Raw genomic sequence first — 22,774 nt, 5'->3', positions numbered from 1 at the left:
GTATGACGACGAGCGCAACGCTATCGATCCGCCGCTTCGAAGCGAGCGACACCGATGCCGTGGTCGCACTGTGGCAGCAAGCCTTCCCCGAGTACCGGGACGTCACGAGGCCGCAGCGCAATCCGCATCTGTCGATCGCCAACAAGCTGGCGACGCAGCCGGAACTGTTCTTTGTCGCGGTGCTCGGTGAGCGCATCGTCGGCACGGTGATGGGCGGCTATGACGGCCACCGCGGCTGGCTGTATTCGCTCGCGGTGGATGAGTCGCTGCGTCGTCGCGGGATCGGCACGCGGCTCGTCGCGCATGTCGAAAAAGCGTTGACGGAGCGAGGCTGTCCGAAGCTGAATCTGCAGGTGTTGTCCGCCAAAGCCGACGTCCGTGCGTTTTACGAGGCGCTCGGTTATCGCGCCGATGCAGTGATCAGCCTCGGCAAGCGTCTGGGTGAATTTGCGGACGCGGTGCCTGCCGCCTGATTCGAGCCACGCCAAATAGACAAAGGCCGCATGCGTTTTCGCGCATGCGGCCTTTTTCATAGGCAGAGCAAACTAAACGGGCTTATTCACCCCACTCATTCGCCCAACTCATTCACCCAAATACGCCGCCCGCACCTTCGGATCATCCAGCATCTGCTTCGCGTCACCCGACATCGTGACCAGACCCGAGTCCATCACGTAGCCGCGATTCGCCGCCTGCAGCGCGAGACGCGCGTTCTGTTCGACCAGCAGCACGGTCATGCCTTCCGCCGAGATCGCCCGCACCACTTCGAAGATCTTCTCGACCATGATCGGCGACAGACCCATCGACGGCTCGTCCAGCAGCAACAGCTTCGGACGCGAGATGATCGCGCGCGCCATCGCCAGCATTTGCTGTTCGCCGCCCGAAAGCGTGCCGGCGTACTGCGCCGCACGTTCTTTCAGACGCGGGAAGAAGCCGAACATGCGATCCACGTCCGCCTTGATGCCGTCCGTATCCGTACGCAGATAAGCGCCCATCTGCATGTTTTCGACGATCGACATACGCGCGAAGATGCCGCGCCCTTCCGGCACCATCGCGAGACCGCGCTTGAGCAGCAGATGCGGCGGCACGCCCTTGATCGACTCGCCCATGTACTCGATGTCGCCAATCGTGTACGGCTTGAGACCCGTGATCGCCTTCATCGTCGTGGTCTTGCCCGCGCCGTTCGCGCCGATCAGTGTGACCAGCTCGCCCTGCGCAACCTCGAGGTCGATCCCCTTGACTGCCTGGATGCCGCCGTAATTGACCTGCAGGCCCTTGATTTTCAACATTGCTGTAGCCATTAGTGGACCCCCGCACCCAGATAAGCTTCGATCACCTTCGGATCCTTCTGCACGTCCTGCGGCAGACCTTGCGCAATCACCTTGCCGTAGTCGAGCACCGTCATCTGGTTGCACAGACCCATCACGAGCTTCACATCGTGCTCGATCAGCAGAATCGTCTTGCCATCCGCGCGAATCTTGTCGAGCAGCTTGGTCAGCTCGACCTTTTCCGTCGCGTTCATGCCGGCGGCCGGTTCGTCGAGTGCGAGCAGCTTCGGATCGGTTGCCAGCGCGCGCGCGATTTCCAGTCGACGCTGATGGCCGTACGACAGGTTGCGCGACGTGTAGTCCGCGTACTGCGCAATGCCGACGTATTCCAGCAGTTCGATCGCGCGTTCCTTGATCTCGCGCTCTTCCTTGCGCTCGGCCGGCGTCTGGAACACCGCGCCCAGCAGGCCGTGCTTGGTGCGCACGTGGCGCCCGACCATCACGTTTTCCAGTGCGGTCATGCCGCCGAACAGACGGATGTTCTGGAACGTGCGCGCGATGCCGGCTTTCGCCACCTGATACACCGCGGTCGGCGTGTAGTTCTCGCCGTCGAGCTTGAACTCGCCCGAATCCGGCGTGTACAGGCCCGTGATCACGTTGAAGAAGGTCGTCTTGCCGGCGCCGTTCGGCCCGATCAGACCGTAAATCTGGCCGGACTTGATTTCAAGCCCGACGTCGGACAGCGCCTGCAAACCGCCGAAGCGTTTGTTGACCCCTTTCACCGACAGTCGAATGTTATCGCTCATGTTTTTTCTCCGGCGGTGCTTAGGCGCGCACCGGCTTCTTGCCGCTGCGCTTCGACAGTTTCGCGATCTTGTCTTCATGCTTGGGCGACGGCCACAAGCCTTCCGAGCGGTACAGCATGATCAGCACCATCGCGAGTGCGTAGACCAGCTGACGGATCACTTCCGTATCGACGATTTCATGGCCGAACACCATGTTCTGTAGCGGACCCATCGTCGAGCGCAGGAATTCCGGCAGCACCGCGAGCAGAACCGCGCCGAGAATCACGCCCGGAATGTGGCCCATGCCGCCCAGCACCACGCACGCCAGCACCACGATCGACTCCGGCAGCGTGAACGATTCCGGCGACACGAAGCCCTGGAACGAGCCGAACATCGCGCCCGACAGGCCGCCGAACGACGCGCCCATCGCAAACGCCAGCAGCTTCACGTTGCGGGTGTTGATGCCCATCGCCTTGGCGGCGATTTCGTCTTCGCGGATCGCGGCCCATGCACGGCCGATACGCGAGTGCTGCAGGCGCGTACACACCCAGATCACCAGCAACGCGGCGAGCACGAACAGGTAGTAGTACGAGTACACCGACGGGAACTGGAAGCCGAACAGCGAGTGCGTTTGCGCGAGGCTGAAGTCGCCGACGTGCACCGGGTCGATCCCCGTGATCCCCTTCGGGCCGTTGGTGATGTTCACCGGACGGTCGAGGTTGTTCAGGAAGATCCGCACGATTTCCCCGAAGCCCAACGTCACGATGGCGAGGTAGTCGCCGCGCAGACGCAGCGTCGGTGCGCCGAGAATCACGCCGAAGAACGCGGCGACGGCCATCGCGCACGGCACGATGATCAGGAACGGCACGTGCAGGCCATTCGGCGCGAGATGCGCGATCCACTCGAACTGCGAGGACAGATGCGGCGAACTCAGCAGCGCGGACGTGTAAGCGCCGACCGCGTAGAACGCGATGTAGCCCAAGTCGAGCAGGCCGGCGAAGCCGACCACCACATTGAGGCCGAGCGCTAGCATCACGTACAGCATCGCGAAGTCGAGCACGCGGACCCAGTAGTTGCCGCCCGCGGAGCCGATGATCATCGGTGCCGCGATCACGAAGATCGCGGTGATGATGCCGACGGTCAGCGTCTTCGTCAGGTTCTTTTCAGGGATGAGCGTCGTGGACGGCTCGATCGGTTGAATTGAGGTCATGTCTGTTTTCTCCCGGGATCAGGCGCGATCCGCAACACGTTCGCCAAGCAGGCCCGACGGACGGAACACCAGCACGATGATCAGCACGATGAAAGCGAACACGTCCTGATAGTTACTGCCGAACACACCGCCAGTGAGGTTGCCGATATAGCCGGCGCCCAACTGTTCGATCAGCCCAAGAATCACGCCGCCCACCATCGCGCCGCCGAGATTGCCGATACCGCCGAGCACCGCTGCGGTAAAGGCCTTCAGGCCGGGGATGAAGCCCATATAGAAGTGCGCGTTGCCGTATTCCGACGCGATCATCACGCCGGCCAGAGCGGCGAGCGCCGAGCCGATCATGAAGGTGGCCGAGATCACGAAGTTCGGGTTCACCCCCATCAGCGAGGCATTGCCCGGGTTTTCAGCGATGGCTCGCATGGCGCGGCCGAGCTTGGTCTTGTGGACCAGCAGCAGCAGGCCGCCCATCACGAGGAACGCCACCACGATGATCACGATTTCAGTCATCGAGATCACGGCGCCAGGCGTCGTGTCGGTGGCCTTGATCACGTTCAGCGGGTCGGTGGGCAACAGCTGCGGGAACGGCAGCGGGTTGCGCGACCAGATCATCATCGCGAGGGTTTGCAGCAGGATCGACACGCCGATCGCGGTGATCAGCGGGGCGAGACGCGGCGCTTTGCGCAACGGCCGGTAGGCCACGCGCTCGATCGTGTAGCCGACCGCCGCGCACACAATGGCCGCAATGATCAGCGCGATGATGAGCGTCGGCACATTGCCGAGGCCGGGGAAGTGGTTCTGAAGCACGCCTATGGCTGAAAGCGCAACCATCGCGCCCACCATCAACACATCGCCGTGAGCGAAGTTGATGATGCCCAGGATGCCGTAAACCATCGTATAGCCCAGTGCGATGATGGCGTAAACGCTGCCAAGCACCAGCCCGTTGAGGACCTGCTGGATGAAAATATCCATTTAATGCTCCTTAGCCCGTGCGACTGGATTCGCGTTCTTCATCAGCCGGTGGGCGGTGATGCGGTACGCCAATCTCAACGGCACTGCGGGTACTGATGTAAAAGACCGGTAAGGGTTATCCGCTGCCGGTTCACCTTGGCGACTGGATGACAGTCGCGGGCTTGCCTTCGGCGGATGCAAAAACGGCACCGTTGGGTGGTTTCGGTGCCGTCAGGCTGAACGTCCCGTCATCACATCTTCACGACGTCGAGAACCGCTTTTTTGCCGTCCTTGAAGTCGTAAAGCGTAATGGCGCCCTCTTTCAAATCACCCTTGTCGTCGAACGCGATGTGACCGATTACCCCGTTGTAATCAGTCGACGGCATCGCAGCCAGCACCTTGGGCGCCTCGATCGAATTAGCGCGCTTCATTGCATCGACAATCACGTACACAGCGTCATACGTGAACGGCGCGTAAATCTGCACCGGTGTGTGGAAGCGGTCCACGTACTTCTTTTCGAAGTCCGCTCCCTTGTCCATTTTCGAAAGCGCAAGTCCTGCCTCCGAACAGACCAGGTTCTGCACGGCGGTTCCCGCCAGCTCACCCACCTTGTCGGTACACACACCGTCGCCGCCAAGGATTTTTGCCCTGATACCGAGCGCCGCCGCCTGTTTGGTAAACGGCCCGCCCGTTGCGTCCATGCCGCCGAACATGATCACGTCCGGCTGAACACGCTTGATCTTTTTAAGGACGGCCTGAAACTCCGTAGCCCTGTCATTCGTGGTTTCGCGCGCAACGATCTTTGCCCCGCTCGCCTGCACTGTCTTCGCGAACTCGTCGGCTAGACCCTTGCCGTAGACGCTCGAGTCGTCGACGATCGCAATGCGTTTCGCGTTGAGCACTTTCGTTGCGTAGTTGGCAAGCGCCGGCCCCTGCTGGGCATCGGTCGCCACCACGCGATAAGTCGTCTTGAAACCTTGTTGCGTGTACCCCGGGTTCGTCGACGACGGCGAGATTTCCAGGATCCCGGCATCGCTATATATCTTGGACGCCGGGATCGAGACGCCCGAATTCAAGTGGCCGACCACGGCGACGACATGATCGTCGACGAATCTTTCAGCGACCGCCGTGCCCGTTTTCGGGTCCCCGGCGTCATCTTGCGCGTCGAGCTCCAGCTGGATCTTGCGGCCGTCGATAGTCAAACCCTGGGTGTTGATTTCATCGACCGCCAAACGCGCGCCGTTTTCATTGTCTTTGCCAAGATGAGCAATGGGCCCGGTCAACGGGGCCGCATGACCGATCTTCACGACAGTCGCTTCGCTCGCGGGCGCCGCCGCGACCGTAGCCGCCGACGCACCCGCTCCCGCCTCGCCATCCTGTTTCTTGCCGCACGCGGTCAACATCGCAACCGCGACCGCGATGGACACGGCGTAAGCAAATCTGACTCGCATTAAGTAGGTCTCCCGCACCTTCCAGAAACTATTGTTCAGGGCCCTAAGGCCTTGAGAACGCGCGCATTGTAACTCCAATTTTGCGACGGGCAATATTGTTGAACCGGCAGGGTTTTCCTGCATTGCAACCTTATTTTGAGAGCGAAATCCCCTAAAAGGCGCAACCCGGTTGCGATAGTTTTCCGTGCATCAGTTGCACCAGCGTCGCACCCAATGGCATCAAGTGTTGCGGCGGATTCCGCCGGGCCCCGGTTACAGCACGCTTCGCCTTAAGTATTACGTTTTCGTGAGTATGGCGATGCACGCACTATCTTAGTGCGTCAAAAAAGCGCCGACCGCTTCAGGTCATATAAAACGGGGACGCATCACATATAAATCTATAAAAAACCGGATCACTTTTCAAAAAAATTTGTGCGCGCAGACGCCAAAACCGGCACTTTCCTGTGATCTGGCACTTTATTATGGATAGGCTTGATGACGGCTGGAGATAAAAAAAGCGCGCCCTCGGGCGCGCTTTCTTTCAGCAGTCGGCAGATTGTCAGGCCGGCAAACCCAGCCCGCGCGGCAACGGAAACGCGATGTTTTCCTCGATGCCGTCCAGCGCGCGCACGTTGCGCACGCCGAGTTCACGCAACCGGGCGATCACCGCCTGCGCCAGCACTTCCGGCGCCGAAGCCCCGGCCGTCACGCCGATGCGGCGCTTGCCTTCGACCCAGACCGGATCGATCTGATCGGGCGAGTCCACCATATAGGCAGGCACGCCGAGCTTTTCGGCCAACTCGCGCAGCCGGTTGGAATTCGAACTATTTGGACTGCCGACCACGATCACGACGTCGCACTGCGGCGCCATGAACTTCACCGCGTCCTGACGGTTTTGCGTGGCGTAGCAGATGTCCTGCTTCTTCGGCTCGCGGATGGCCGGATATTTGGCCTTCAACGCCCCGATGATCTCGGCGGCGTCGTCCACCGAGAGCGTGGTTTGCGTGACGAAGGCAATCCGCTCGGGATCGGCCAGTTGCAAGGCCTGCACGTCTTCGATGTCTTCCACCAGATGCATGCCCTCGCCCGCCTGCCCCATCGTGCCTTCGACTTCAGGATGGCCCTTGTGGCCGATCATTACGATGTCGAAGCCGTCCTGGCGCATCTTCGCGACTTCGATATGCACCTTGGTCACGAGCGGACACGTCGCGTCGTACACGCGCAACCCGCGCGACTCGGCCTCCGAACGCACGGCCTTCGACACGCCGTGCGCGCTGAAAATGACGGTATTGCCCGCCGGCACTTCTTCCAGCCGCTCGATGAAGATCGCGCCTTTCTTGCGCAGATCCTCGACGACGTAGGCGTTATGGACGATTTCGTGACGAACGTAGATCGGCGAGCCGTGCAACTTGATGGCTCGCTCGACGATCTCGATAGCCCGGTCGACGCCGGCGCAGAACCCGCGCGGCTGCGCCAGCAGGATCTCGGTTTCAGCAAGAGTCGTATCCGTGGTGCTCATGTTTACAGAATCCCGATGATTTTCACTTCAAACGCCAGCGCCTGGCCGGCAAGCGGGTGGTTGAAATCGAACAGAGCCGAGGTTTCGCCGACTTCTTTCAGGACGCCGGCGTAACGGCCGCCGCCCGGTGCGTTGAATTCGACCAGGTCGCCCGGCGAAAAATCCTCCCCGATCATGCTGTTTTCCCGCAGCGTGGCCAGCGACACGCGCTGGATCAATTCCGGATTGCGGGGACCGAACGCCTGCCCCGGCGTTAGCTGAAAGGTCGAATGGTGGCCCACCTTCAAACCGAGCAGAATATCTTCCAGCGGCGGCGCCAGTTGGCCCGCGCCCAGCAGCAGCGTGGCCGGTTTGTCGTTAAACGTATTGATGACTTCGGCGCCATCGGCAAGGGAAAGCCGGTAGTGAAGCGTCACATGTGAACCGGGTTTCACTTCGGAAATGTCGATGATGCTCATGCAATGCTCGCTCAGTCGAAGCGCGCTGCACGCGTGCGCCGCTGGCGCAGTCGACGCGTGTGGCAAACCGTCGGGGTGCCGTGCGCAAAGCGTCTATTGTAAGCCACATGGCGAGCGGCGGCTTGCGTCGTGGCGCCCAGAACCCGAAGCGGAGGACACTTTATATATGGCAGATGACGCCACCCTGTTTGACGAGGCAGCCTTCAAGGTGCCCGCCACCGAGTCGCAGCCGCCCAAGGGTACGGCTTGCGGCGCACCATCACCCTCGCCGCTTCTGCGGGGCAAATGGCTTAAAGACGATATGCCGCGCGAGCGGTTGCTGAAGAAAGGTCCCGGCGCGTTGTCGGATACCGAAATGATCGTGCTGATACTTGGCTCCGGCCTGCCCGGTCACGACGTATTCAGCGTCGCGCGCGAGTTGCTCGACCGTTTTGGCTCGCTGCGCGCCATGCTCGACGCAACTTACACGGATTTCGACGGCCTGCGCGGCATCGGCCCGGCGAAAAAAGCGCAGCTGCTCGCCATCATGGAAATGGCGCGCCGTTCGTTAGTCGACAAGCTGCGCTCACGCTCGCTGTTGAATTCACCCGAAGCAGTGGAAAATTACCTGCGTTTGCGCATCGGCGGGCGTCCACTGGAGGTTTTCGTCTCGCTCTTCCTTGACGCGCGGCATCGACTGATACACTGCGAGGAAAGCGCGCACGGCACGCTCACGCGCATGGCCGTGTATCCACGGGAGATCGTGCGGCGCGCGCTGAGCCTGAATGCGGCCAGCCTGATCGTCGCGCACAATCACCCTTCCGGCGCCGTCCAGCCGAGCGCAAGCGACCACCGTCTGACGCATACGTTACGCGACGCCCTGACACTGATCGACGTGCAACTGGTCGATCATCTGGTTGTCGGCGTCGACAGCGTTTACTCGTTTGCCCGCGCCGGCTGGCCGTGAGAAGGCGCGAACCAGGGTCGCGCAGATGCCACGCCGCGTCCGGCATCGCAAATAAGGTTTGATTTTGCGGCTTTTTTTCCGCTATAATTCCGGTTTGCCTATTTCCAACCCCCTGTTCCGAAGCCACCAAGGCGTTCCGGAAAGGAAACGTGCCTAGAGTTGTGTCACAAGCTCAGCGCGAGTCTTTTCGGGAAACTTTCACGGCGTTCGAACTCAGAATTAGCGTATTAGGAGTGCTCTCATGGCACGCGTATGCCAAGTAACTGGGAAAGCGCCGATGAGCGGCAACAACGTTTCCCACGCGAACAACAAAACCAAGCGCCGGTTCCTGCCGAACCTGCAAAGCCGCCGTATCTGGGTGGAAAGCGAAAACCGTTTCGTGCGTCTGCGCATTTCGAACGCTGGTCTGCGCTTGATTGACAAGAACGGTATCGACTCCGTGCTCGCAGATCTGCGCGCACGCGGCGAAGCCTAAGGAGTAAATCATGGCAAAAGGCGCACGCGACAAGATCAAGTTGGAATCGACCGCAGGCACGGGTCACTTCTACACGACGACGAAGAACAAACGCAACATGCCGGAAAAGATGCTGATCAAGAAGTTTGATCCGGTCGTCCGTAAGCACGTTGAGTACAAGGAAACCAAGATTAAATAAATCTTGGCTCCTGCCTGACGAAGGCAAAGACATGCAAAAAGCCTCGCATTCGTGCGGGGCTTTTTCGTTTTCGGCGTGCACTGTTTTTGCATATTTGCGGCTGTCGATGCATATTCGCTCAACAAATAGTCTTATGCCATCCGGCCAGCTTTCCCTCATCCATTGCGGCGCGTATCCTTTCTCGTTTTAGCGGCGAGCGAATGGCACGCCGTCACCGCAAAAACGAAAAGACGGAGATGTAGGCAATGGAATTCGATGTGGCGATTGTCGGTAGCGGTCTGGCTGGTTTGAGCGTCGCGCTCAATCTGGCGGAAACACGTCGTGTAGCGGTGGTCGCCAAGCGATCGATGACTGAAGGCGCAAGCGACTGGGCGCAAGGCGGCATCGCCGCGGTTCTGGATTCGGCGGATAGCATTGAAAATCACGTACGCGACACGCTAATCGCCGGCGGCGGTCTCTGCGACGAAGCTGCCACGCGTTTCATCGTCGAACATGGTCGCGCGGCGATCGAATGGTTGATCGCGCAAGGCGTGCCGTTCACCAAAGACGACGCCGCCGAGCTCGGCTTCCACCTCACGCGCGAAGGCGGCCATAGCCATCGCCGGATCATTCATGCGGCAGATGCAACCGGCCATGCCGTGGTGGCCACGCTCAGCGAGCGCGTGCGCCGCCACCCGAACATCACGCTGCTCGAAGATCACTACGCCATCGACCTGATCACGTCTGACCGCCTCGGCTTGCCGGGTCGGCGTTGTCACGGCCTGTACGCGCTGGATCTGCAAAGCGGACGCACGGTCACGATCGAAGCGCCGCATACCGTGCTCGCCACGGGCGGCGCGGGCAAGGTCTACCTCTACACCACGAATCCCGACACTGCGACGGGCGACGGCATCGCGATGGCGTGGCGGGCTGGTTGCCGCGTGTCGAACATGGAATTTATCCAGTTCCATCCGACCTGCCTGTTCCATCCGTATGCAAAATCATTCCTGATTTCAGAAGCGGTGCGCGGCGAAGGCGGAATTCTCAAATTGCCGGACGGCACGCGCTTCATGCCGAATCACGACGAACGCGCTGAACTCGCGCCGCGCGATATCGTCGCGCGGGCGATCGACTTCGAAATCAAGAAGCGCGGCATCGACTGTGTGTATCTCGACATCAGTCATCAGTCGCCCGAATTCCTGCGTGAACACTTCCCGACGATTCTGGCGCGCTGCCAGGAATTCGGCATCGATATCACCAAAGAAGGCATTCCGGTCGTGCCGGCCGCACACTACACGTGTGGCGGCGTCGTCACCGATCTGGCGGGGCGGACGGATCTCGCGGGCCTCTATGCGGTCGGCGAGACGTCATGCACGGGCCTGCATGGCGCGAACCGGTTGGCCAGCAATTCGTTGCTGGAGTGCCTCGTGATAGGCCTCTCCGCCGCGCAGGCTATCGAAGAAGAAGGGTTTAGTGCCGCTGTCCACGCCCCGCTGCCGGACTGGGACGAAAGCCGCGTGTCCGATCCCGACGAAGAAGTCGTGGTCGCGCACAACTGGGACGAACTGCGCCGCCTGATGTGGAATTACGTCGGTATCGTACGGACCGACAAGCGGCTCGCACGAGCGAAGCATCGGCTCGCTCTGCTGCGCGACGAGATCCACGAGTATTACGCGAACTTCAAGGTGAGCCGCGACCTACTCGAATTGCGCAATCTGGTCGACGTGGCTTCGCTGATCGTCGAAGGTGCGCGTTCGCGGCGCGAGAGCCGCGGCCTACACTTCAGCCGTGACTGGCCGGCGACCTTGCCCAAGGCGCTGCCGACCGTGCTTTCGCCTGAGCATGTGCGCAATCGCAACGTGTGATCGAGACAAGCTGATGCGAAAAGGCCATCGCCGAAATGATCCGGCGATGGCCTTTTGTCCGATTGGACATGAATGGTTGCGAGCCTGGGCGTCAGACGATTCGCATCGAGTAATCCGTTGCGCGGACGTCTTTGGTCAGCGCACCGATCGACACGCGATCGACGCCGGTTTCCGCAATCGTGCGCACCGTGTCGAAGTTCACGCCGCCCGATACCTCCAGCACTGCTCGCCCCGCCGTGATGTCCACGGCATCTCGCATGGCATCGAACGAGAAATTGTCCAGCAGAATGGATTGTGCGCGATGAGCCAGCGCCGTTTCCAACTGCTCGAGCGTCTCGACTTCGATCTGGATCGACACGCCAGCATTCAGCGCCAGCGCCGCGTCCATTGCCGCGCCCACACCGCCGGCCGCGGCAATGTGGTTTTCCTTGATGAGAATACCGTCGTACAGCGCGAGCCGTTGGTTCGCCCCACCGCCCACGCGCACCGCGTACTTCTGCGCGAGCCGCAAGCCCGGCAAGGTCTTGCGCGTGTCGAGAATGCGCGTTCGCGTATGCGCGACGGCATCGACATAGCGGCGCGTCGCGCTCGCCACGCCCGACAGCAATTGCAGGAAGTTCAGCGCGTTGCGTTCCGCGGTCAACAACGCGCGAACGGGGCCGCGCATTTCACAGACCGTTGAATTGGCCGTCATCAGATCGCCTTCGCGATAACGCCATTGGACTTCGATACGCGGATCGACCTGGCGCATCACCGCTTCAAACCACGGCACGCCGCACAGCACCGCACCTTCGCGCACGATGATGCGTGCGTCGCGCACGTCGTCAGCGGGAACGAGGCGGCCCGTCTGGTCACCCGCGCCGATATCTTCGGCCAGTGCATCGGACACGTTGCGCGCTAGCGCGGCATCAAACGCCACGCCGTATTGCGCGTAAATTTCACCGAACAGCGGCGACACCGCTTCGAGCTTGTTGCCTTCTAGCACGCCCATTAAGCCGCCCCCACGTTCGAATACAGTTGCGTGTCGCGCGCGAGATCGCCGCTTGCCTGCACGCGCTTCTTGTGGCGCGCCGCGAAGTCCAGCATCCGGTCGATCGGCAAACGCGCGCGCTCGCCGAGCGCACGATCGACGAAAATTTCGTTGTGGCCGCGCTCGAGCACCTCGGCCAGATTCGCGAGGCCGTTCATCGCCATCCACGGGCAATGCGCGCAGCTCTTACAGGTCGCGCTGTTGCCGGCCGTCGGTGCGGCAATCAAGGTCTTGCCGGGCGCGGCGAGCTGCATCTTGTGCAGAATGCCGAGATCGGTCGCCACGATGAAATGCGTCGCGTCGAGTTTTTGCGCCGCGTCGATCAACTGGGTGGTCGATCCCACCACGTCCGCTTGCGCGACCACATTAGCCGGCGACTCCGGGTGCACCAACACTTTGGCGCCCGGATATTCGGCGCGCATCAGATCGAGTTCGATACCTTTGAACTCGTCGTGCACCAGACACGAACCTTGCCACAGCAGCATGTCCGCACCGGTCTTGTTCTGGATATAGCTGCCAAGGTGCCGATCCGGCGCCCAGATGATCTTTTCGCCGCGCGCGTGCAGATCAGCAACGATTTCCAGACCGATCGACGACGTCACCATCCAATCCGCACGCGCCTTCACCGCCGCACTTGTGTTCGCGTACACGACCACCGTGCGGTCCGGGTGCGCGTCGCAGAAAGCGGAGAATTCGTCGGCCGGGCAGCCGAGATCGAGCGAACAGGTCGCATCGAGATCCGGCATCAGAATGCGCTTGTCCGGACTGAGGATTTTTGCCGTCTCGCCCATGAAACGCACGCCCGCGACGACTAGCGTCTGCGCAGCATGATCGCGCCCGAAGCGCGCCATTTCCAGCGAGTCGGCCACGCAGCCGCCGGTCTCGTCGGCCAGTTCCTGCAATTCCGCATCGACATAATAGTGCGCGACAAGCACCGCTTTCTCGCGCTCGAGCAATGCGCGGATACGTGCCTTCAGCGCTACCTTCTCTTCCGCCGACGGCATGTCCGGCACCTTCGCCCACGCCTGCCCGATTCCGCAGGTCGTGCCCTGCGCCTGCGGCCGGTCGTATTCGACGGTCCTGATCGCCTGCTGATCCATGATCTCCTCTGCCTTCGCTCTGCCGCCGCGGACTGTCAATCGCGTGTCGTTGCAGTTTCCGCGGCCCAAAAAGCAAAACCCCGCCAACGCGGGGTTTTGTGACGTACAGAGATTTTAATGGATTTCGCTATCAGGCATAACGACGCAGTCGCATCGCAAACTCTTGCAGCGCTTTAATACCGCTCTGCTCAGCGCGATGACACCAGTCCTGCAACTGGATCAGCAACTGATCGCGCGATGCATTCGAGCGCTCCCACATGGCGGCCAGCTCATTGCGCATGTCGATGTAGGTCTTGAGCTTCTGGCTGTTCGCGAAGATTTGCGGCAGCTGACGTTTCTGCGGCTCGTCCAGACCTGCTTCTTCTTTGTGGAACCAGCTACGCGCACCACGCATGACCTGATACTTCTCGCGCGCGCCGACTTCCTTCAAATGCGCCAGTTCCTGACGATAGGCGCGCTTGAGCGCCTTGCCGTAACGCGCCATCACTTCGTAGCGGTTGGCCAGCACGGCTTGCAGCGTGTCCTGATCGAGCACCAGCTTGCCGGTGGTCAGACGCGGCGTGGGCGCGACCTTCTTCACCTTGGCCAGACGGAATGCCGACATGATGCGGATATACATCCAGCCGATATCGAACTCGTACCATTTGTTCGACAGCTTGGCCGACGTCGCATACGTGTGGTGATTGTTATGCAACTCTTCACCGCCGATGATGATGCCCCACGGGAAGATGTTGGTGCTCGCATCCGACGAGTTGAAGTTGCGATAGCCCCAGAAGTGCGCGAGACCGTTGACCACGCCGGCGGCCCAGAACGGGATCCACACCATTTGCACGGCCCAGATGGTCAGACCGACGACGCCGAACAGCGCGACGTTCAGCACCATCATCAAGCTCACGCCGAGGATCGGGTACTTGGTGTACACGTTGCGTTCCATCCAGTCGTTCGGCGTGCCGTGACTGAACTTGCGCATGGTTTCTTCGTTTTTCGCTTCGACGCGATACAGTTCCGCGCCTTCGAGCAGCACCTTCCAGATGCCGCGCGTTTGCGGGCTGTGCGGATCTTCTTCGGTCTCGCATTTGGCGTGGTGCTTACGGTGAATCGCGGCCCACTGGCCGGTCAACATGCCCGTGGTCATCCACAGCCAGAAACGGAAAAAATGACTGACGATCGGATGCAACTCCAGCGCGCGGTGCGCCTGGCAGCGATGCAAATAGACCGTCACGCCGATGATCGTGATGTGCGTCGCGATCGCCGTGTACAGCACAAGTTGCCACCACGAGAAGTGCAACAGACCGTGGGCAAGGAAGTCGAGCAAAGAATTCAACAAGGCAATTTACCTGTGGAACGAGAGACACGAGACACGCGCAAAATGCGCGCGTCAAGAAAGTGAAAGCATACAGCGGGATTGGACGGTATTCTACTTGAAGCGTTCCAAGTGTTTGTAACAAATAGGGATTTTTTGTGCGGGATCAACAGATGGAACGCGCCAAAGGTCTCTGATAGACCCGTCGGCGCGCGTCGAGTGCCCGTCAGCGGGTGCTGTCGGACGGATTGACTGCCGCGGCGGTCATTGTTACCGGCTGCGGCATAACGTCGCTGACATTGCCGACTATTCGCACTTCGCGTTGCGCGAACGGAATGGCTATATCGTGTTCGGAGAACAGACGCCAGATATTGCGGTTGACCGCCGAGCGCACGCCCGAAGTGCCAGTCGCCGCATCCTCGATCCAGAAGCCCAGTTCGAGGTTGATACCATCCGAGCCGAAACCCGCCAGATAAGCCGTCGGCGCCGGCTCCTGCAGCACCCGCGGCACGCCCTGCGCGGCTTGAGCAAGCAAGGTCATGGCCTGGTCGACGTCGCACGTGTAGGCGACCTGCACGGCCGCCTTCGCGTGGCCGCGCGTCAGGTAAGACGACTGGTTCTGCACCACGTCCGTAATCAGCTTTTCGTTCGGAATCAGCGTTTCGATGCCGTCCAGTCCGCGCACCACCGTGTAGCGCGTGCGGATTTGCGTCACCATGCCTTGCAGACCGCTTACGTTGATCGTGTCGCCGATACGCAGCGAGCGGTCAATCAGGATGATGAAGCCCGACACATAGTTGCTCGCGATCTTCTGCAGGCCGAAGCCGAGCCCGACACCCAACGCGCCGCCGAACACGCCCAGCACGGTGATGTCGATCCCGACCAGCGACAGGCTGATCAGTACCGCCGCCAGCACGAACGCCGCCCGGCCGACCCGCGCCACCACGACCTTCAGGTTGGCGTCGAGCGTCTTCGATCGCATCAGGCGGTCTTCGAACGTAGCGCCGAGCCACATCGCGACGATCATCGTCACGCACACCCACAGCAGACCCGAGATGAGCGAGAGTAGCGTCAGATGCGCGTTGGCGACGCTGAAATGCACGCCGGCCGCCCACGCGACAACGTCGTCCTGAATGCCCATGACTGTGAGCACCATGCCGACCCAGACCACCGCCGAGACGATTTTCTCGACGAGGAAAAGCAGCGGATGCGTCTCGCCGTCGTGACTGAAAACCCGTCGCGCGAAGAAAAATACGATGTAAATCAAGCCGATGCCAAACAGCGGCACCAAAGCCAGATCGAGCAGCGCGGTGTGCATGAACTGGCCGGTGATCGACCGTGCAAGCCACACGAGGACCGCGCCGATCAGCGGAAAGAACGCGCGATTCAGGCTTTCCGCGCCGAAGCGCAGCGTCTGGTAACGCGTCTGGCGGCGTAGATCCAACGCGCGGCGCAACACGCTCGCGAGCAGCCAGGCGCCCGCGAGCGTCGCGATCAGCACGCCGACCTGCCACAGCATCACGGGCTGACCGAGGTCGCGCGCGAGGTCGCTGAACATATGAGGGAAGAGACGGTTTTGCATGATGTCGGCGCAATCGCCGACGCACGGACAGGTTGATGAATCGAACCCGGGTGCGCCGGCAAAAGCCTGTTGCGCTTAGCTCTGGCGTTCCAGCACGGCGGCGAAGAAGCCGTCGGTCGCGTGGCGGTGCGGCCACAGCGACAGGTAATCTCCCATTTCCAGATCGATGCGCTGCTCGGCCAGCACGTCACGCGCAGGCACCAGTGCGAAATCCGGATGGTCGGCGAGGAATTGTTGCACCACGGCTTCGTTTTCCGCTTCCAGGATTGAGCAGGTGGCATAGACGAGCCGGCCGCCCTTTTTCACCAGACGCGCCGCGCTGGCCAGAATCGACGCCTGCTTCGGCGCCAGTTCGGCGACCGATTCCGGCGACTGGCGCCACTTCAGATCCGGATTACGGCGCAGCGTGCCCAAGCCGCTGCACGGCGCGTCGACCAGCACGCGGTCGATCTTGCCGGCGAGCCGCTTGATCTTGGCGTCGTGTTCGCTGTCGATCAGCACCGGGTTCACGTTCGACAGACCACTGCGCGCAAGCCGCGGCTTGAGCTTGGCGAGACGCCGCTCGGAGATGTCGAAGGCGTACAGCCGTCCGGTGGAGCGCATTGCGGCGCCCAGCGCCAGCGTCTTGCCGCCCGCGCCGGCGCAGAAGTCGACGATCATCTCGCCGCGTTTGGGCGCGACCAGCGAGCAAAGCAACTGGCTGCCTTCATCCTGCACTTCGACCCAGCCGTGCTGAAACGCGTCGAGCTTGGTGAGCGGCGGCTTGCCGACCACGCGCACGCCGAACGGCGCGAACGGCGTCGCGCCGCCCTCGATGCCGGCCTTCGACAGCGCGTTCAACACGTCGTCGCGACTGGCCTTGATCGGGTTTGCGCGCAGATCCAGCGGCGCCGGGTAGTTCAGCGCCGCGGCGAGTTGCGCCAGTTCGGCGGGTTCGAAACGCTTGGCCAGCGCCTGATAGATCCAGTCAGGCAGATTCAGGCGAATCCGCAGCGGCAGGCTTTCCGGGTCGATCTTCGACACATGTTCAAGCCAGCTCAACTCCTGTTCCGACACGAACGGCTTGAGCGCATTGCGCCCCGCCGTCTGCATCAGGCCGAGCAATGCCATGCGGCGCGCCGGGTTGCCCGCGCCGCCTTCGGCCAGATGGGCGAACTCCATCCGGCGGCGCAGCACCGCGAAAACGGCCTCGGCGATCACGCCGCGCTCGCCGTGCCCGAGCTTCGGATGAGCGCGGAAGAAACGGCTGGTGGTGGCATCGGCCGGGCCGGTCAGTTTTAGGACTTCAGCCAACAAAGTCTCAGTTTGTCCAATCAAAAAACCATGCAATCTCATGCGCCCTCTCCGGCGGTGTGACCGGCAAAGAGCCATTGCGGCTCCGGCGGCGTAAGCGTGACGCGCAGGCCGTCCAGAGCAAGGCGCCCTTCGACGAACCAGCGCACCGCGCGTGGATAAATGATGTGTTCGGTTGCCAGCACGCGTTCGGCGAGCATGGCGGGGGTGTCGCCCGTCTCGACCGGCACCGCCGCCTGCGCGACGATCGGCCCGTGATCCAGTTGCGACGTCACAAAATGCACGGACGCGCCGTGCAGCCGCACACCCGCGTCGAGCGCCTGCTGATGGGTTTTCAGGCCCGGAAAGCTCGGCAGCAGCGACGGATGCACGTTCAGCATGCGCCCAGCGTAATGATCGACGAAACCGGCCGTCAGCACCCGCATGAATCCAGCAAGCACGACCAGGTCGGGCGCAAAACTATCGATTCGTTCGGCCAGCGCGGCGTCGAAGCTGTCGCGGTCGGGAAACTGGCGGTGGTCGACCACCGCCGTGGCAATGCCGTGCGATGCCGCGAACGCAAGGCCCGCGGCGTCGGGACGGTTGGCAATCACAGCGGCGACTTGCGCCGGCCAGGCCTCGTTCGAGCAGGCTCGAACGATGGCTTCCATGTTGCTTCCCCGTCCGGAAATCAGGATGACGAGTTTTTTCATCCGCGGATTTTATCATTCGGGGACACCGAAACCGCGACGCGCCGCCGTCCACTGCGCCGAACGTTTATAATCGTTTGTTTTGCGGCACCCCGCCCGCTCCATCTCAAACCCGCTATCGTGAGAGTCTTCCGCGGTCTTCCCAATGCTGAAAGCCGTGCGCCCTGCGCACTGACCATCGGCAACTTCGACGGTGTCCACCGCGGCCATCAGGCTTTGCTCGCCCACGTGCGCGCGGCTGCCGACGCGCGCGGCCTGCCCGTCTGCGTGATGACCTTCGAGCCGCACCCGCGCGAGTTCTTCAACCCGGCGGGCGCGCCGCCGCGCATCGCGATGCTGCGCGACAAGCTCGAGGCGCTGCGCACCAACGGCGTCGATCGGGTGGTGGTCGAGCACTTCAATCACACGTTCGCGAGCCAGTCGCCGGACACGTTTGTCGAACGGATCATCGTCAACGGACTGCACGCGCGCTGGGTGATGATCGGCGACGACTTCCGCTACGGCGCGAAGCGCGCGGGCGACTTCGGGTCGCTCAAGGCGGCGGGTCAGCAGTACGGTTTCGAAGTCGAGCAGATGGCCACGGTGGCCGATCCGTCGGGCGCACGCATTTCCAGCTCTGGCGTGCGCGCCGCGCTGGTGGCGGGCGACCTCGACTCGGCGCGTGCCGCGCTGGGCCGCGATTATCTGATCAGCGGCCATGTCGTGCACGGCATGAAGCTCGGCCGCGATCTCGGCTTTCCCACGCTCAATGTGCCGATCGCTCACAAGCGCCCGGCGCTCGCGGGCATTTTCGTGGTGCGCGTGCACGGCGTGGCGGACGAGCCGCTGCCGGGCGTCGCGAGCCTCGGCCTGCGTCCCACGGTAGACGATTCCGGCCGCGTGCTGCTCGAAGTTCACCTGCTCGACTGGCATGGCGACGCATATGGCAAACTCGTGCGCGTCGAATTCCTGAAGAAACTGCGCGACGAGGAAAAGTACATCGACCTCGAAACGCTAACCGCCGCCATCAAGCGCGACGTCGTCAATGCGCGCGCGTGGTTCGCGGCTGTCGGCGCCGGCACGCCGGGCAGCCGTTCCACCGGCTTCGCCACCTCGGCCACCGACCGAATTAGATAACCGCCGTGGTCCATGCAGGCGCTCAAGCGCCGCGTGCGTGGACCCTCGCCGCGCGCATCGAAGGGCGTCCGTGGATCACGCGACATGCCTGCCGGGCGCGCCCAACGCCCTCGCGCATCGTGCGCATTCCGCGCGCTACCGCGCATAGAAAGAATTCACCGCGACCTCATCATGAGCAATAAGAAAGCCGATTCGAAACCGCAGTCACGCTACCCGGTCAACCTGCTCGACACGCCATTCCCGATGCGCGGCGACCTGCCCAAGCGCGAGCCGCAATGGGTCAAGGAATGGCAGGAGCGCAAGGTCTACGAAACGATCCGCGCCGCCTCCAAGGGCCGCAAGAAGTTCATCCTGCACGACGGCCCGCCGTATGCGAACGGCGACATCCACCTCGGCCACGCGGTGAACAAGATCCTGAAGGACATGATCGTCAAGGCGCGCAATCTGGCGGGCTTCGACGCGGTCTACGTGCCGGGCTGGGATTGCCACGGCATGCCGATCGAAATCCAGATCGAAAAGCAGTTCGGCAAGTCGCTGCCGGCCGCCGAAGTAATGCAGAAGGCGCGCGCTTACGCGACCGAGCAGATCGAGAAGCAGAAGGTCGGCTTCCGGCGGCTGGGCGTGCTCGGCGACTGGGACAATCCGTACAAGACCATGAACTTCACGAACGAAGCCGGCGAAATCCGCGCGCTCGCGAAGATCATGGAGAAAGGCTACGTGTTCCGCGGCCTGAAGCCGGTGAACTGGTGTTTCGATTGCGGCTCGGCACTCGCCGAAGCGGAAGTCGAATACAAGGACAAGACCGATCCAACCATCGACGTGCTGTTCAGCTTCGCCGAGCCGGAAAAGACGGCGCAAGCATTCGGTTTGAATGCGCTGCCGCGCAACGAAGGCGGCATTGTGATCTGGACCACCACGCCGTGGACCATCCCCGCCAACCAGGCGCTGAACCTGCACCCGGAAATCGTCTACGCGCTGGTCGACACACCGCGCGGCCTGCTGATCCTTGCTGAAGAGCGCGTCGAAGCGTGCCTGAAGCTGTACGGGTTCGAAGGCACGATCGTCGCCACCACGCCGGGCGCGAAGCTCGTCAATCTGCGCTTCCATCACCCGCTCGCGTCCGCGCATCCGGGCTACAAGCGCACGGCGCCGGTCTATCTCGGCGACTACGTGACGACCGAAACGGGTACGGGTATCGTGCACTCGTCCCCGGCGTACGGCGTGGAAGACTTCGTGTCGTGCAAGGCACACGGCATGGCGGATTCCGACATCATCAATCCGGTGATGGGCGACGGCCGCTATATCGAATCGCTCGCGCTGTTCGGCGGCCTGTCGATCTGGGCGGCCAACCCGCAGATCGTCGAAGCGCTGCAAGGCGCCGGCACGCTGATGCGCACCGAGAAGTACACGCACAGCTACATGCACTGCTGGCGCCACAAGACGCCGATCATCTACCGCGCGACCTCGCAATGGTTCGCCGGCATGGACGTGAAGCCGAACGATACCGACAAAACGCTGCGCGAAACCGCGCTCGAAGGCATCGAGAACACCGCCTTCTATCCGGCGTGGGGCAAGCAGCGCCTGTTCAGCATGATCGCCAACCGCCCGGACTGGACGCTGTCGCGCCAACGTCAATGGGGCGTGCCGATGGCGTTTTTCGTTCACAAGGAAACCGGCGAACTGCATCCGCGTACGCTGGAGTTGCTTGAAGAAGTCGCGCAACGTGTGGAAAAGGCCGGCATCGAAGCATGGCAAACGCTCGACCCGCGCGAGTTGCTCGGCGACGACGCCAACATGTACGAAAAGAACCGCGACACGCTCGACGTGTGGTTCGATTCGGGCACCACGCACTGGCACGTGCTGCGCGGCTCGCACAAAGACGAACTGCAATTCCCGGCCGACCTGTATCTGGAAGGCTCGGATCAGCACCGCGGCTGGTTCCATTCGTCGCTGCTGACCGCTTCGATGCTCGACGGCCGTCCGCCGTACAACGCGCTGCTCACGCACGGCTTCACCGTGGACGGCGAAGGCCGCAAGATGAGCAAGTCGCTCGGCAACGGTGTCGATCCGCACGAAGTGGCCAACCGCCTCGGCGCGGAAATCATCCGCCTGTGGATTGCGTCGACCGATTACTCGGGTGAACTGGCGATCTCGGAAGAAATCCTGAAGCGTGTGACGGAAGGCTACCGCCGTATCCGCAATACGCTGCGCTTCCTGCTCGCGAATCTGTCGGACTTCGACTTCGCGCAACAGGCGCGTCCGGTCGAAGACTGGCTCGAGATCGATCGCTATGCGGTGGCGCTGTCAGCGAATCTGCAGAACGATATCCTCTCGCACTACGACAAGTACGAATTCCACCCGGTGGTCGCCAAGCTGCAGACGTTCTGCTCGGAAGACCTCGGCGGCTTCTATCTGGACGTGCTGAAGGACCGTCTGTACACCACGGCCGCGGACTCCGTCGCGCGCCGCTCGGCGCAGACCGCGCTGTATCACATCGCGCACGGCTTGCTGCGTCTGATGGCGCCGTTCCTGTCGTTCACCGCCGAAGAAGCGTGGAAGATCTTCCAGCCGAATAGCGAAACGATCTTCACCGAGACGTATCACGCGTTCCCGGCCGTGCCGGACGCCGGCGCGCTGCTAGACAAGTGGACGCTCCTGCGCGCCGCGCGCAGCGACGTGACCAAGGCGCTGGAAGAAGCGCGCGTCGCGAACCTGATCGGTTCGTCGTTGCAGGCGGAAGTGGAAATCCGCGCGAGCGGCGCCCGTTACGACGCGCTCACGAGCCTCGGCGACGACCTGAAGTTCGTGCTGATCACGTCCGCGGCAAGCGTGGTGAAGGTCGACAGCGAAGCGGAAGAAGGCGTCGAAGTCATCGCCTCGAAGTATCTGAAGTGCGAACGCTGCTGGCACTACCGCGCGGACGTCGGCGCGAACGCCGAACACCCCACGCTGTGCGGCCGCTGCTTCAGCAATCTGTTCGGCAACGGTGAAATCAGGAGCGCGGCATAATGGCCAGAACCATGTCGAAAACCGCGCCGAAAACATCTGCTGCAAACGGTTCGCTGGCGCCCTGGCTGGGCGTCGCGCTGATCGTCATCCTGTTCGATCAGCTGACGAAAATCGCGGTGCAGAAAGTGTTCGCCTACGGTGTCGAACACGAGGTCACGTCGTTTTTCAACCTGATCCTCGTGTACAACCGCGGCGCGGCATTCAGCTTCCTCGCCATGGCGGGCGGCTGGCAACGCTGGGCGTTCACCGCGCTTGGCGTGGTGGCCGCGCTAGTGATCTGCTATCTGCTCAAGCGCCACGGCGGGCAGAAAATGTTCTGCACGGCGCTCGCGCTGATTCTCGGCGGCGCGCTCGGCAACGTGATCGACCGGCTCGCGTATGGCCACGTGATCGACTTCCTCGATTTCCACGTGCGCACGTGGCACTGGCCGGCGTTCAATCTCGCCGACAGCGCGATTACGGTCGGCGCGGTGCTGCTCGTGCTCGACGAACTGCGGCGCGTGCGCGGCTCGCGCTAAGCGCACACGCTGACTTCACGCACTGACGTTTGCGCGCAAGTACGCTTTGAAAGACGCGGCGGCGGGGACGCAACGC

Annotated in this window: 21 protein-coding genes; 8 read left to right on the top strand and 13 right to left on the bottom strand. The window is 62.0% G+C overall.

Translation table 11 applies throughout. The features are described 5' to 3' along the window. The first annotated feature begins 2 nt into the window (after nucleotides 1-2). Nucleotides 3-473, top strand: coding sequence for a GNAT family acetyltransferase (locus B0G71_RS02100; RefSeq protein WP_116139413.1), 471 nt, complete (start codon nucleotides 3-5; stop codon nucleotides 471-473). 108 nt (nucleotides 474-581) lie between these two features. Here B0G71_RS02100 and B0G71_RS02095 read toward each other — a convergent pair whose 3' ends face one another. The 7 genes from B0G71_RS02095 to B0G71_RS02065 form a co-directional block, all read right to left on the bottom strand. Continuing rightward, nucleotides 582-1,298, bottom strand: a complete 717-nt coding sequence (locus B0G71_RS02095; RefSeq protein ID WP_116139411.1) for an ABC transporter ATP-binding protein — start codon at nucleotides 1,296-1,298, stop codon at nucleotides 582-584. Next, nucleotides 1,298-2,071 (bottom strand): ABC transporter ATP-binding protein, encoded by a 774-nt coding sequence (locus B0G71_RS02090; RefSeq protein WP_095418433.1) that lies wholly within the window; start codon nucleotides 2,069-2,071, stop codon nucleotides 1,298-1,300. The genes B0G71_RS02095 and B0G71_RS02090 overlap by 1 nt, the downstream gene beginning before the upstream one ends. A gap of 19 nt (nucleotides 2,072-2,090) precedes the next feature. Then, nucleotides 2,091-3,260 carry a branched-chain amino acid ABC transporter permease gene (locus B0G71_RS02085; RefSeq protein ID WP_116139409.1) on the bottom strand — a complete coding sequence of 390 codons (1,170 nt, stop codon included), beginning with the start codon at nucleotides 3,258-3,260 and terminating at the stop codon, nucleotides 2,091-2,093. 18 nt (nucleotides 3,261-3,278) lie between these two features. After that, entirely contained in the window at nucleotides 3,279-4,229 is a 951-nt protein-coding gene (locus B0G71_RS02080; protein WP_012434109.1) for a branched-chain amino acid ABC transporter permease, read from the bottom strand. 230 nt (nucleotides 4,230-4,459) lie between these two features. After that, nucleotides 4,460-5,659, bottom strand: coding sequence for a branched-chain amino acid ABC transporter substrate-binding protein (locus B0G71_RS02075; RefSeq protein ID WP_116139407.1), 1,200 nt, complete (start codon nucleotides 5,657-5,659; stop codon nucleotides 4,460-4,462). A 538-nt stretch (nucleotides 5,660-6,197) separates the two neighbouring features. Further along, nucleotides 6,198-7,157, bottom strand: a complete 960-nt coding sequence (gene ispH, locus B0G71_RS02070; RefSeq protein WP_106283409.1) for a 4-hydroxy-3-methylbut-2-enyl diphosphate reductase — start codon at nucleotides 7,155-7,157, stop codon at nucleotides 6,198-6,200. Between the two features lie 2 nt (nucleotides 7,158-7,159). Continuing rightward, nucleotides 7,160-7,615, bottom strand: coding sequence for a peptidylprolyl isomerase (locus B0G71_RS02065; RefSeq protein ID WP_106283410.1), 456 nt, complete (start codon nucleotides 7,613-7,615; stop codon nucleotides 7,160-7,162). Nucleotides 7,616-7,781: 166 nt separating this feature from the next. Here B0G71_RS02065 and radC point away from each other — a divergent pair, with 166 nt between their 5' ends. The 4 genes from radC (at nucleotide 7,782) to nadB (ending at nucleotide 11,058) form a co-directional block, all read left to right on the top strand. Continuing rightward, nucleotides 7,782-8,561, top strand: a complete 780-nt coding sequence (radC, locus tag B0G71_RS02060; protein WP_116139405.1) for a DNA repair protein RadC — start codon at nucleotides 7,782-7,784, stop codon at nucleotides 8,559-8,561. 241 nt (nucleotides 8,562-8,802) lie between these two features. Then, a complete protein-coding gene (gene rpmB / locus B0G71_RS02055; protein ID WP_012434114.1) occupies nucleotides 8,803-9,036 on the top strand; it encodes a 50S ribosomal protein L28 in 234 nt (77 codons plus the stop codon). 10 nt (nucleotides 9,037-9,046) lie between these two features. Continuing rightward, nucleotides 9,047-9,214 carry a 50S ribosomal protein L33 gene (gene rpmG, locus B0G71_RS02050; RefSeq protein ID WP_007180630.1) on the top strand — a complete coding sequence of 56 codons (168 nt, stop codon included), beginning with the start codon at nucleotides 9,047-9,049 and terminating at the stop codon, nucleotides 9,212-9,214. A 245-nt stretch (nucleotides 9,215-9,459) separates the two neighbouring features. Further along, nucleotides 9,460-11,058, top strand: a complete 1,599-nt coding sequence (nadB, locus tag B0G71_RS02045; protein ID WP_116118135.1) for an L-aspartate oxidase — start codon at nucleotides 9,460-9,462, stop codon at nucleotides 11,056-11,058. Between the two features lie 91 nt (nucleotides 11,059-11,149). Here nadB and nadC read toward each other — a convergent pair whose 3' ends face one another. The 6 genes from nadC to purN form a co-directional block, all read right to left on the bottom strand. After that, the gene (nadC, locus tag B0G71_RS02040) at nucleotides 11,150-12,049 is read right to left on the bottom strand and encodes a carboxylating nicotinate-nucleotide diphosphorylase (protein WP_116139403.1); all 900 of its coding nucleotides are present in this window, start codon (nucleotides 12,047-12,049) and stop codon (nucleotides 11,150-11,152) included. After that, nucleotides 12,049-13,188, bottom strand: coding sequence for a quinolinate synthase NadA (nadA, locus tag B0G71_RS02035; RefSeq protein ID WP_116139402.1), 1,140 nt, complete (start codon nucleotides 13,186-13,188; stop codon nucleotides 12,049-12,051). Before nadA ends, nadC begins: the two co-directional genes overlap by 1 nt. 130 nt (nucleotides 13,189-13,318) lie before the next feature. Next, on the bottom strand, nucleotides 13,319-14,515 hold the full coding sequence (locus B0G71_RS02030; RefSeq protein ID WP_106314174.1) for a fatty acid desaturase: 1,197 nt from the start codon (nucleotides 14,513-14,515) through the stop codon (nucleotides 13,319-13,321). 202 nt (nucleotides 14,516-14,717) lie between these two features. Further along, entirely contained in the window at nucleotides 14,718-16,073 is a 1,356-nt protein-coding gene (locus B0G71_RS02025) for a mechanosensitive ion channel family protein (RefSeq protein ID WP_116139400.1), read from the bottom strand. Between the two features lie 75 nt (nucleotides 16,074-16,148). Next, the gene (locus B0G71_RS02020; RefSeq protein ID WP_106283416.1) at nucleotides 16,149-17,408 is read right to left on the bottom strand and encodes an RsmB/NOP family class I SAM-dependent RNA methyltransferase; all 1,260 of its coding nucleotides are present in this window, start codon (nucleotides 17,406-17,408) and stop codon (nucleotides 16,149-16,151) included. Then, the gene (gene purN, locus B0G71_RS02015) at nucleotides 17,405-18,058 is read right to left on the bottom strand and encodes a phosphoribosylglycinamide formyltransferase (RefSeq protein ID WP_116139398.1); all 654 of its coding nucleotides are present in this window, start codon (nucleotides 18,056-18,058) and stop codon (nucleotides 17,405-17,407) included. Before purN ends, B0G71_RS02020 begins: the two co-directional genes overlap by 4 nt. Before the next feature lie 117 nt (nucleotides 18,059-18,175). Between purN and B0G71_RS02005 the strand changes: the two genes are divergently transcribed. The 3 genes from B0G71_RS02005 (at nucleotide 18,176) to lspA (ending at nucleotide 22,698) form a co-directional block, all read left to right on the top strand. Then, nucleotides 18,176-19,171, top strand: a complete 996-nt coding sequence (locus B0G71_RS02005) for a bifunctional riboflavin kinase/FAD synthetase (protein ID WP_106283418.1) — start codon at nucleotides 18,176-18,178, stop codon at nucleotides 19,169-19,171. Between the two features lie 171 nt (nucleotides 19,172-19,342). After that, nucleotides 19,343-22,180, top strand: coding sequence for an isoleucine--tRNA ligase (gene ileS, locus B0G71_RS02000; protein ID WP_116139396.1), 2,838 nt, complete (start codon nucleotides 19,343-19,345; stop codon nucleotides 22,178-22,180). Next, the gene (lspA, locus tag B0G71_RS01995; protein WP_116139394.1) at nucleotides 22,180-22,698 is read left to right on the top strand and encodes a signal peptidase II; all 519 of its coding nucleotides are present in this window, start codon (nucleotides 22,180-22,182) and stop codon (nucleotides 22,696-22,698) included. Before ileS ends, lspA begins: the two co-directional genes overlap by 1 nt. The last annotated feature ends 76 nt before the right edge of the window (nucleotides 22,699-22,774 follow it).

Origin of the sequence: Paraburkholderia sp. BL27I4N3 (assembly GCF_003386115.1) — a bacterium.
In the GTDB taxonomy this organism is placed as follows: domain Bacteria; phylum Pseudomonadota; class Gammaproteobacteria; order Burkholderiales; family Burkholderiaceae; genus Paraburkholderia.
Note: the sequence above shows the minus strand (reverse complement) of the source record. Positions and strands in the feature narration are given on the sequence as shown.

What these genes read in the sequence shown, in the direction of transcription:
- radC (WP_116139405.1), top strand. Translation starts at nt 7,782, where the DNA reads ATGGCAGATGACGCCACCCTGTTTGACGAGGCAGCCTTCAAGGTGCCC.
- B0G71_RS02100 (WP_116139413.1), top strand. Translation starts at nt 3, where the DNA reads ATGACGACGAGCGCAACGCTATCGATCCGCCGCTTCGAAGCGAGCGAC.
- B0G71_RS02095 (WP_116139411.1), bottom strand. Translation starts at nt 1,298, where the DNA reads ATGGCTACAGCAATGTTGAAAATCAAGGGCCTGCAGGTCAATTACGGC.
- B0G71_RS02065 (WP_106283410.1), bottom strand. Translation starts at nt 7,615, where the DNA reads ATGAGCATCATCGACATTTCCGAAGTGAAACCCGGTTCACATGTGACG.
- lspA (WP_116139394.1), top strand. Translation starts at nt 22,180, where the DNA reads ATGGCCAGAACCATGTCGAAAACCGCGCCGAAAACATCTGCTGCAAAC.
- B0G71_RS02085 (WP_116139409.1), bottom strand. Translation starts at nt 3,260, where the DNA reads ATGACCTCAATTCAACCGATCGAGCCGTCCACGACGCTCATCCCTGAA.
- nadB (WP_116118135.1), top strand. Translation starts at nt 9,460, where the DNA reads ATGGAATTCGATGTGGCGATTGTCGGTAGCGGTCTGGCTGGTTTGAGC.
- B0G71_RS02020 (WP_106283416.1), bottom strand. Translation starts at nt 17,408, where the DNA reads ATGAGATTGCATGGTTTTTTGATTGGACAAACTGAGACTTTGTTGGCT.
- B0G71_RS02080 (WP_012434109.1), bottom strand. Translation starts at nt 4,229, where the DNA reads ATGGATATTTTCATCCAGCAGGTCCTCAACGGGCTGGTGCTTGGCAGC.
- nadC (WP_116139403.1), bottom strand. Translation starts at nt 12,049, where the DNA reads ATGGGCGTGCTAGAAGGCAACAAGCTCGAAGCGGTGTCGCCGCTGTTC.
- B0G71_RS02075 (WP_116139407.1), bottom strand. Translation starts at nt 5,659, where the DNA reads ATGCGAGTCAGATTTGCTTACGCCGTGTCCATCGCGGTCGCGGTTGCG.
- rpmB (WP_012434114.1), top strand. Translation starts at nt 8,803, where the DNA reads ATGGCACGCGTATGCCAAGTAACTGGGAAAGCGCCGATGAGCGGCAAC.
- nadA (WP_116139402.1), bottom strand. Translation starts at nt 13,188, where the DNA reads ATGGATCAGCAGGCGATCAGGACCGTCGAATACGACCGGCCGCAGGCG.
- purN (WP_116139398.1), bottom strand. Translation starts at nt 18,058, where the DNA reads ATGAAAAAACTCGTCATCCTGATTTCCGGACGGGGAAGCAACATGGAA.
- ispH (WP_106283409.1), bottom strand. Translation starts at nt 7,157, where the DNA reads ATGAGCACCACGGATACGACTCTTGCTGAAACCGAGATCCTGCTGGCG.
- rpmG (WP_007180630.1), top strand. Translation starts at nt 9,047, where the DNA reads ATGGCAAAAGGCGCACGCGACAAGATCAAGTTGGAATCGACCGCAGGC.
- B0G71_RS02090 (WP_095418433.1), bottom strand. Translation starts at nt 2,071, where the DNA reads ATGAGCGATAACATTCGACTGTCGGTGAAAGGGGTCAACAAACGCTTC.
- ileS (WP_116139396.1), top strand. Translation starts at nt 19,343, where the DNA reads ATGAGCAATAAGAAAGCCGATTCGAAACCGCAGTCACGCTACCCGGTC.
- B0G71_RS02025 (WP_116139400.1), bottom strand. Translation starts at nt 16,073, where the DNA reads ATGCAAAACCGTCTCTTCCCTCATATGTTCAGCGACCTCGCGCGCGAC.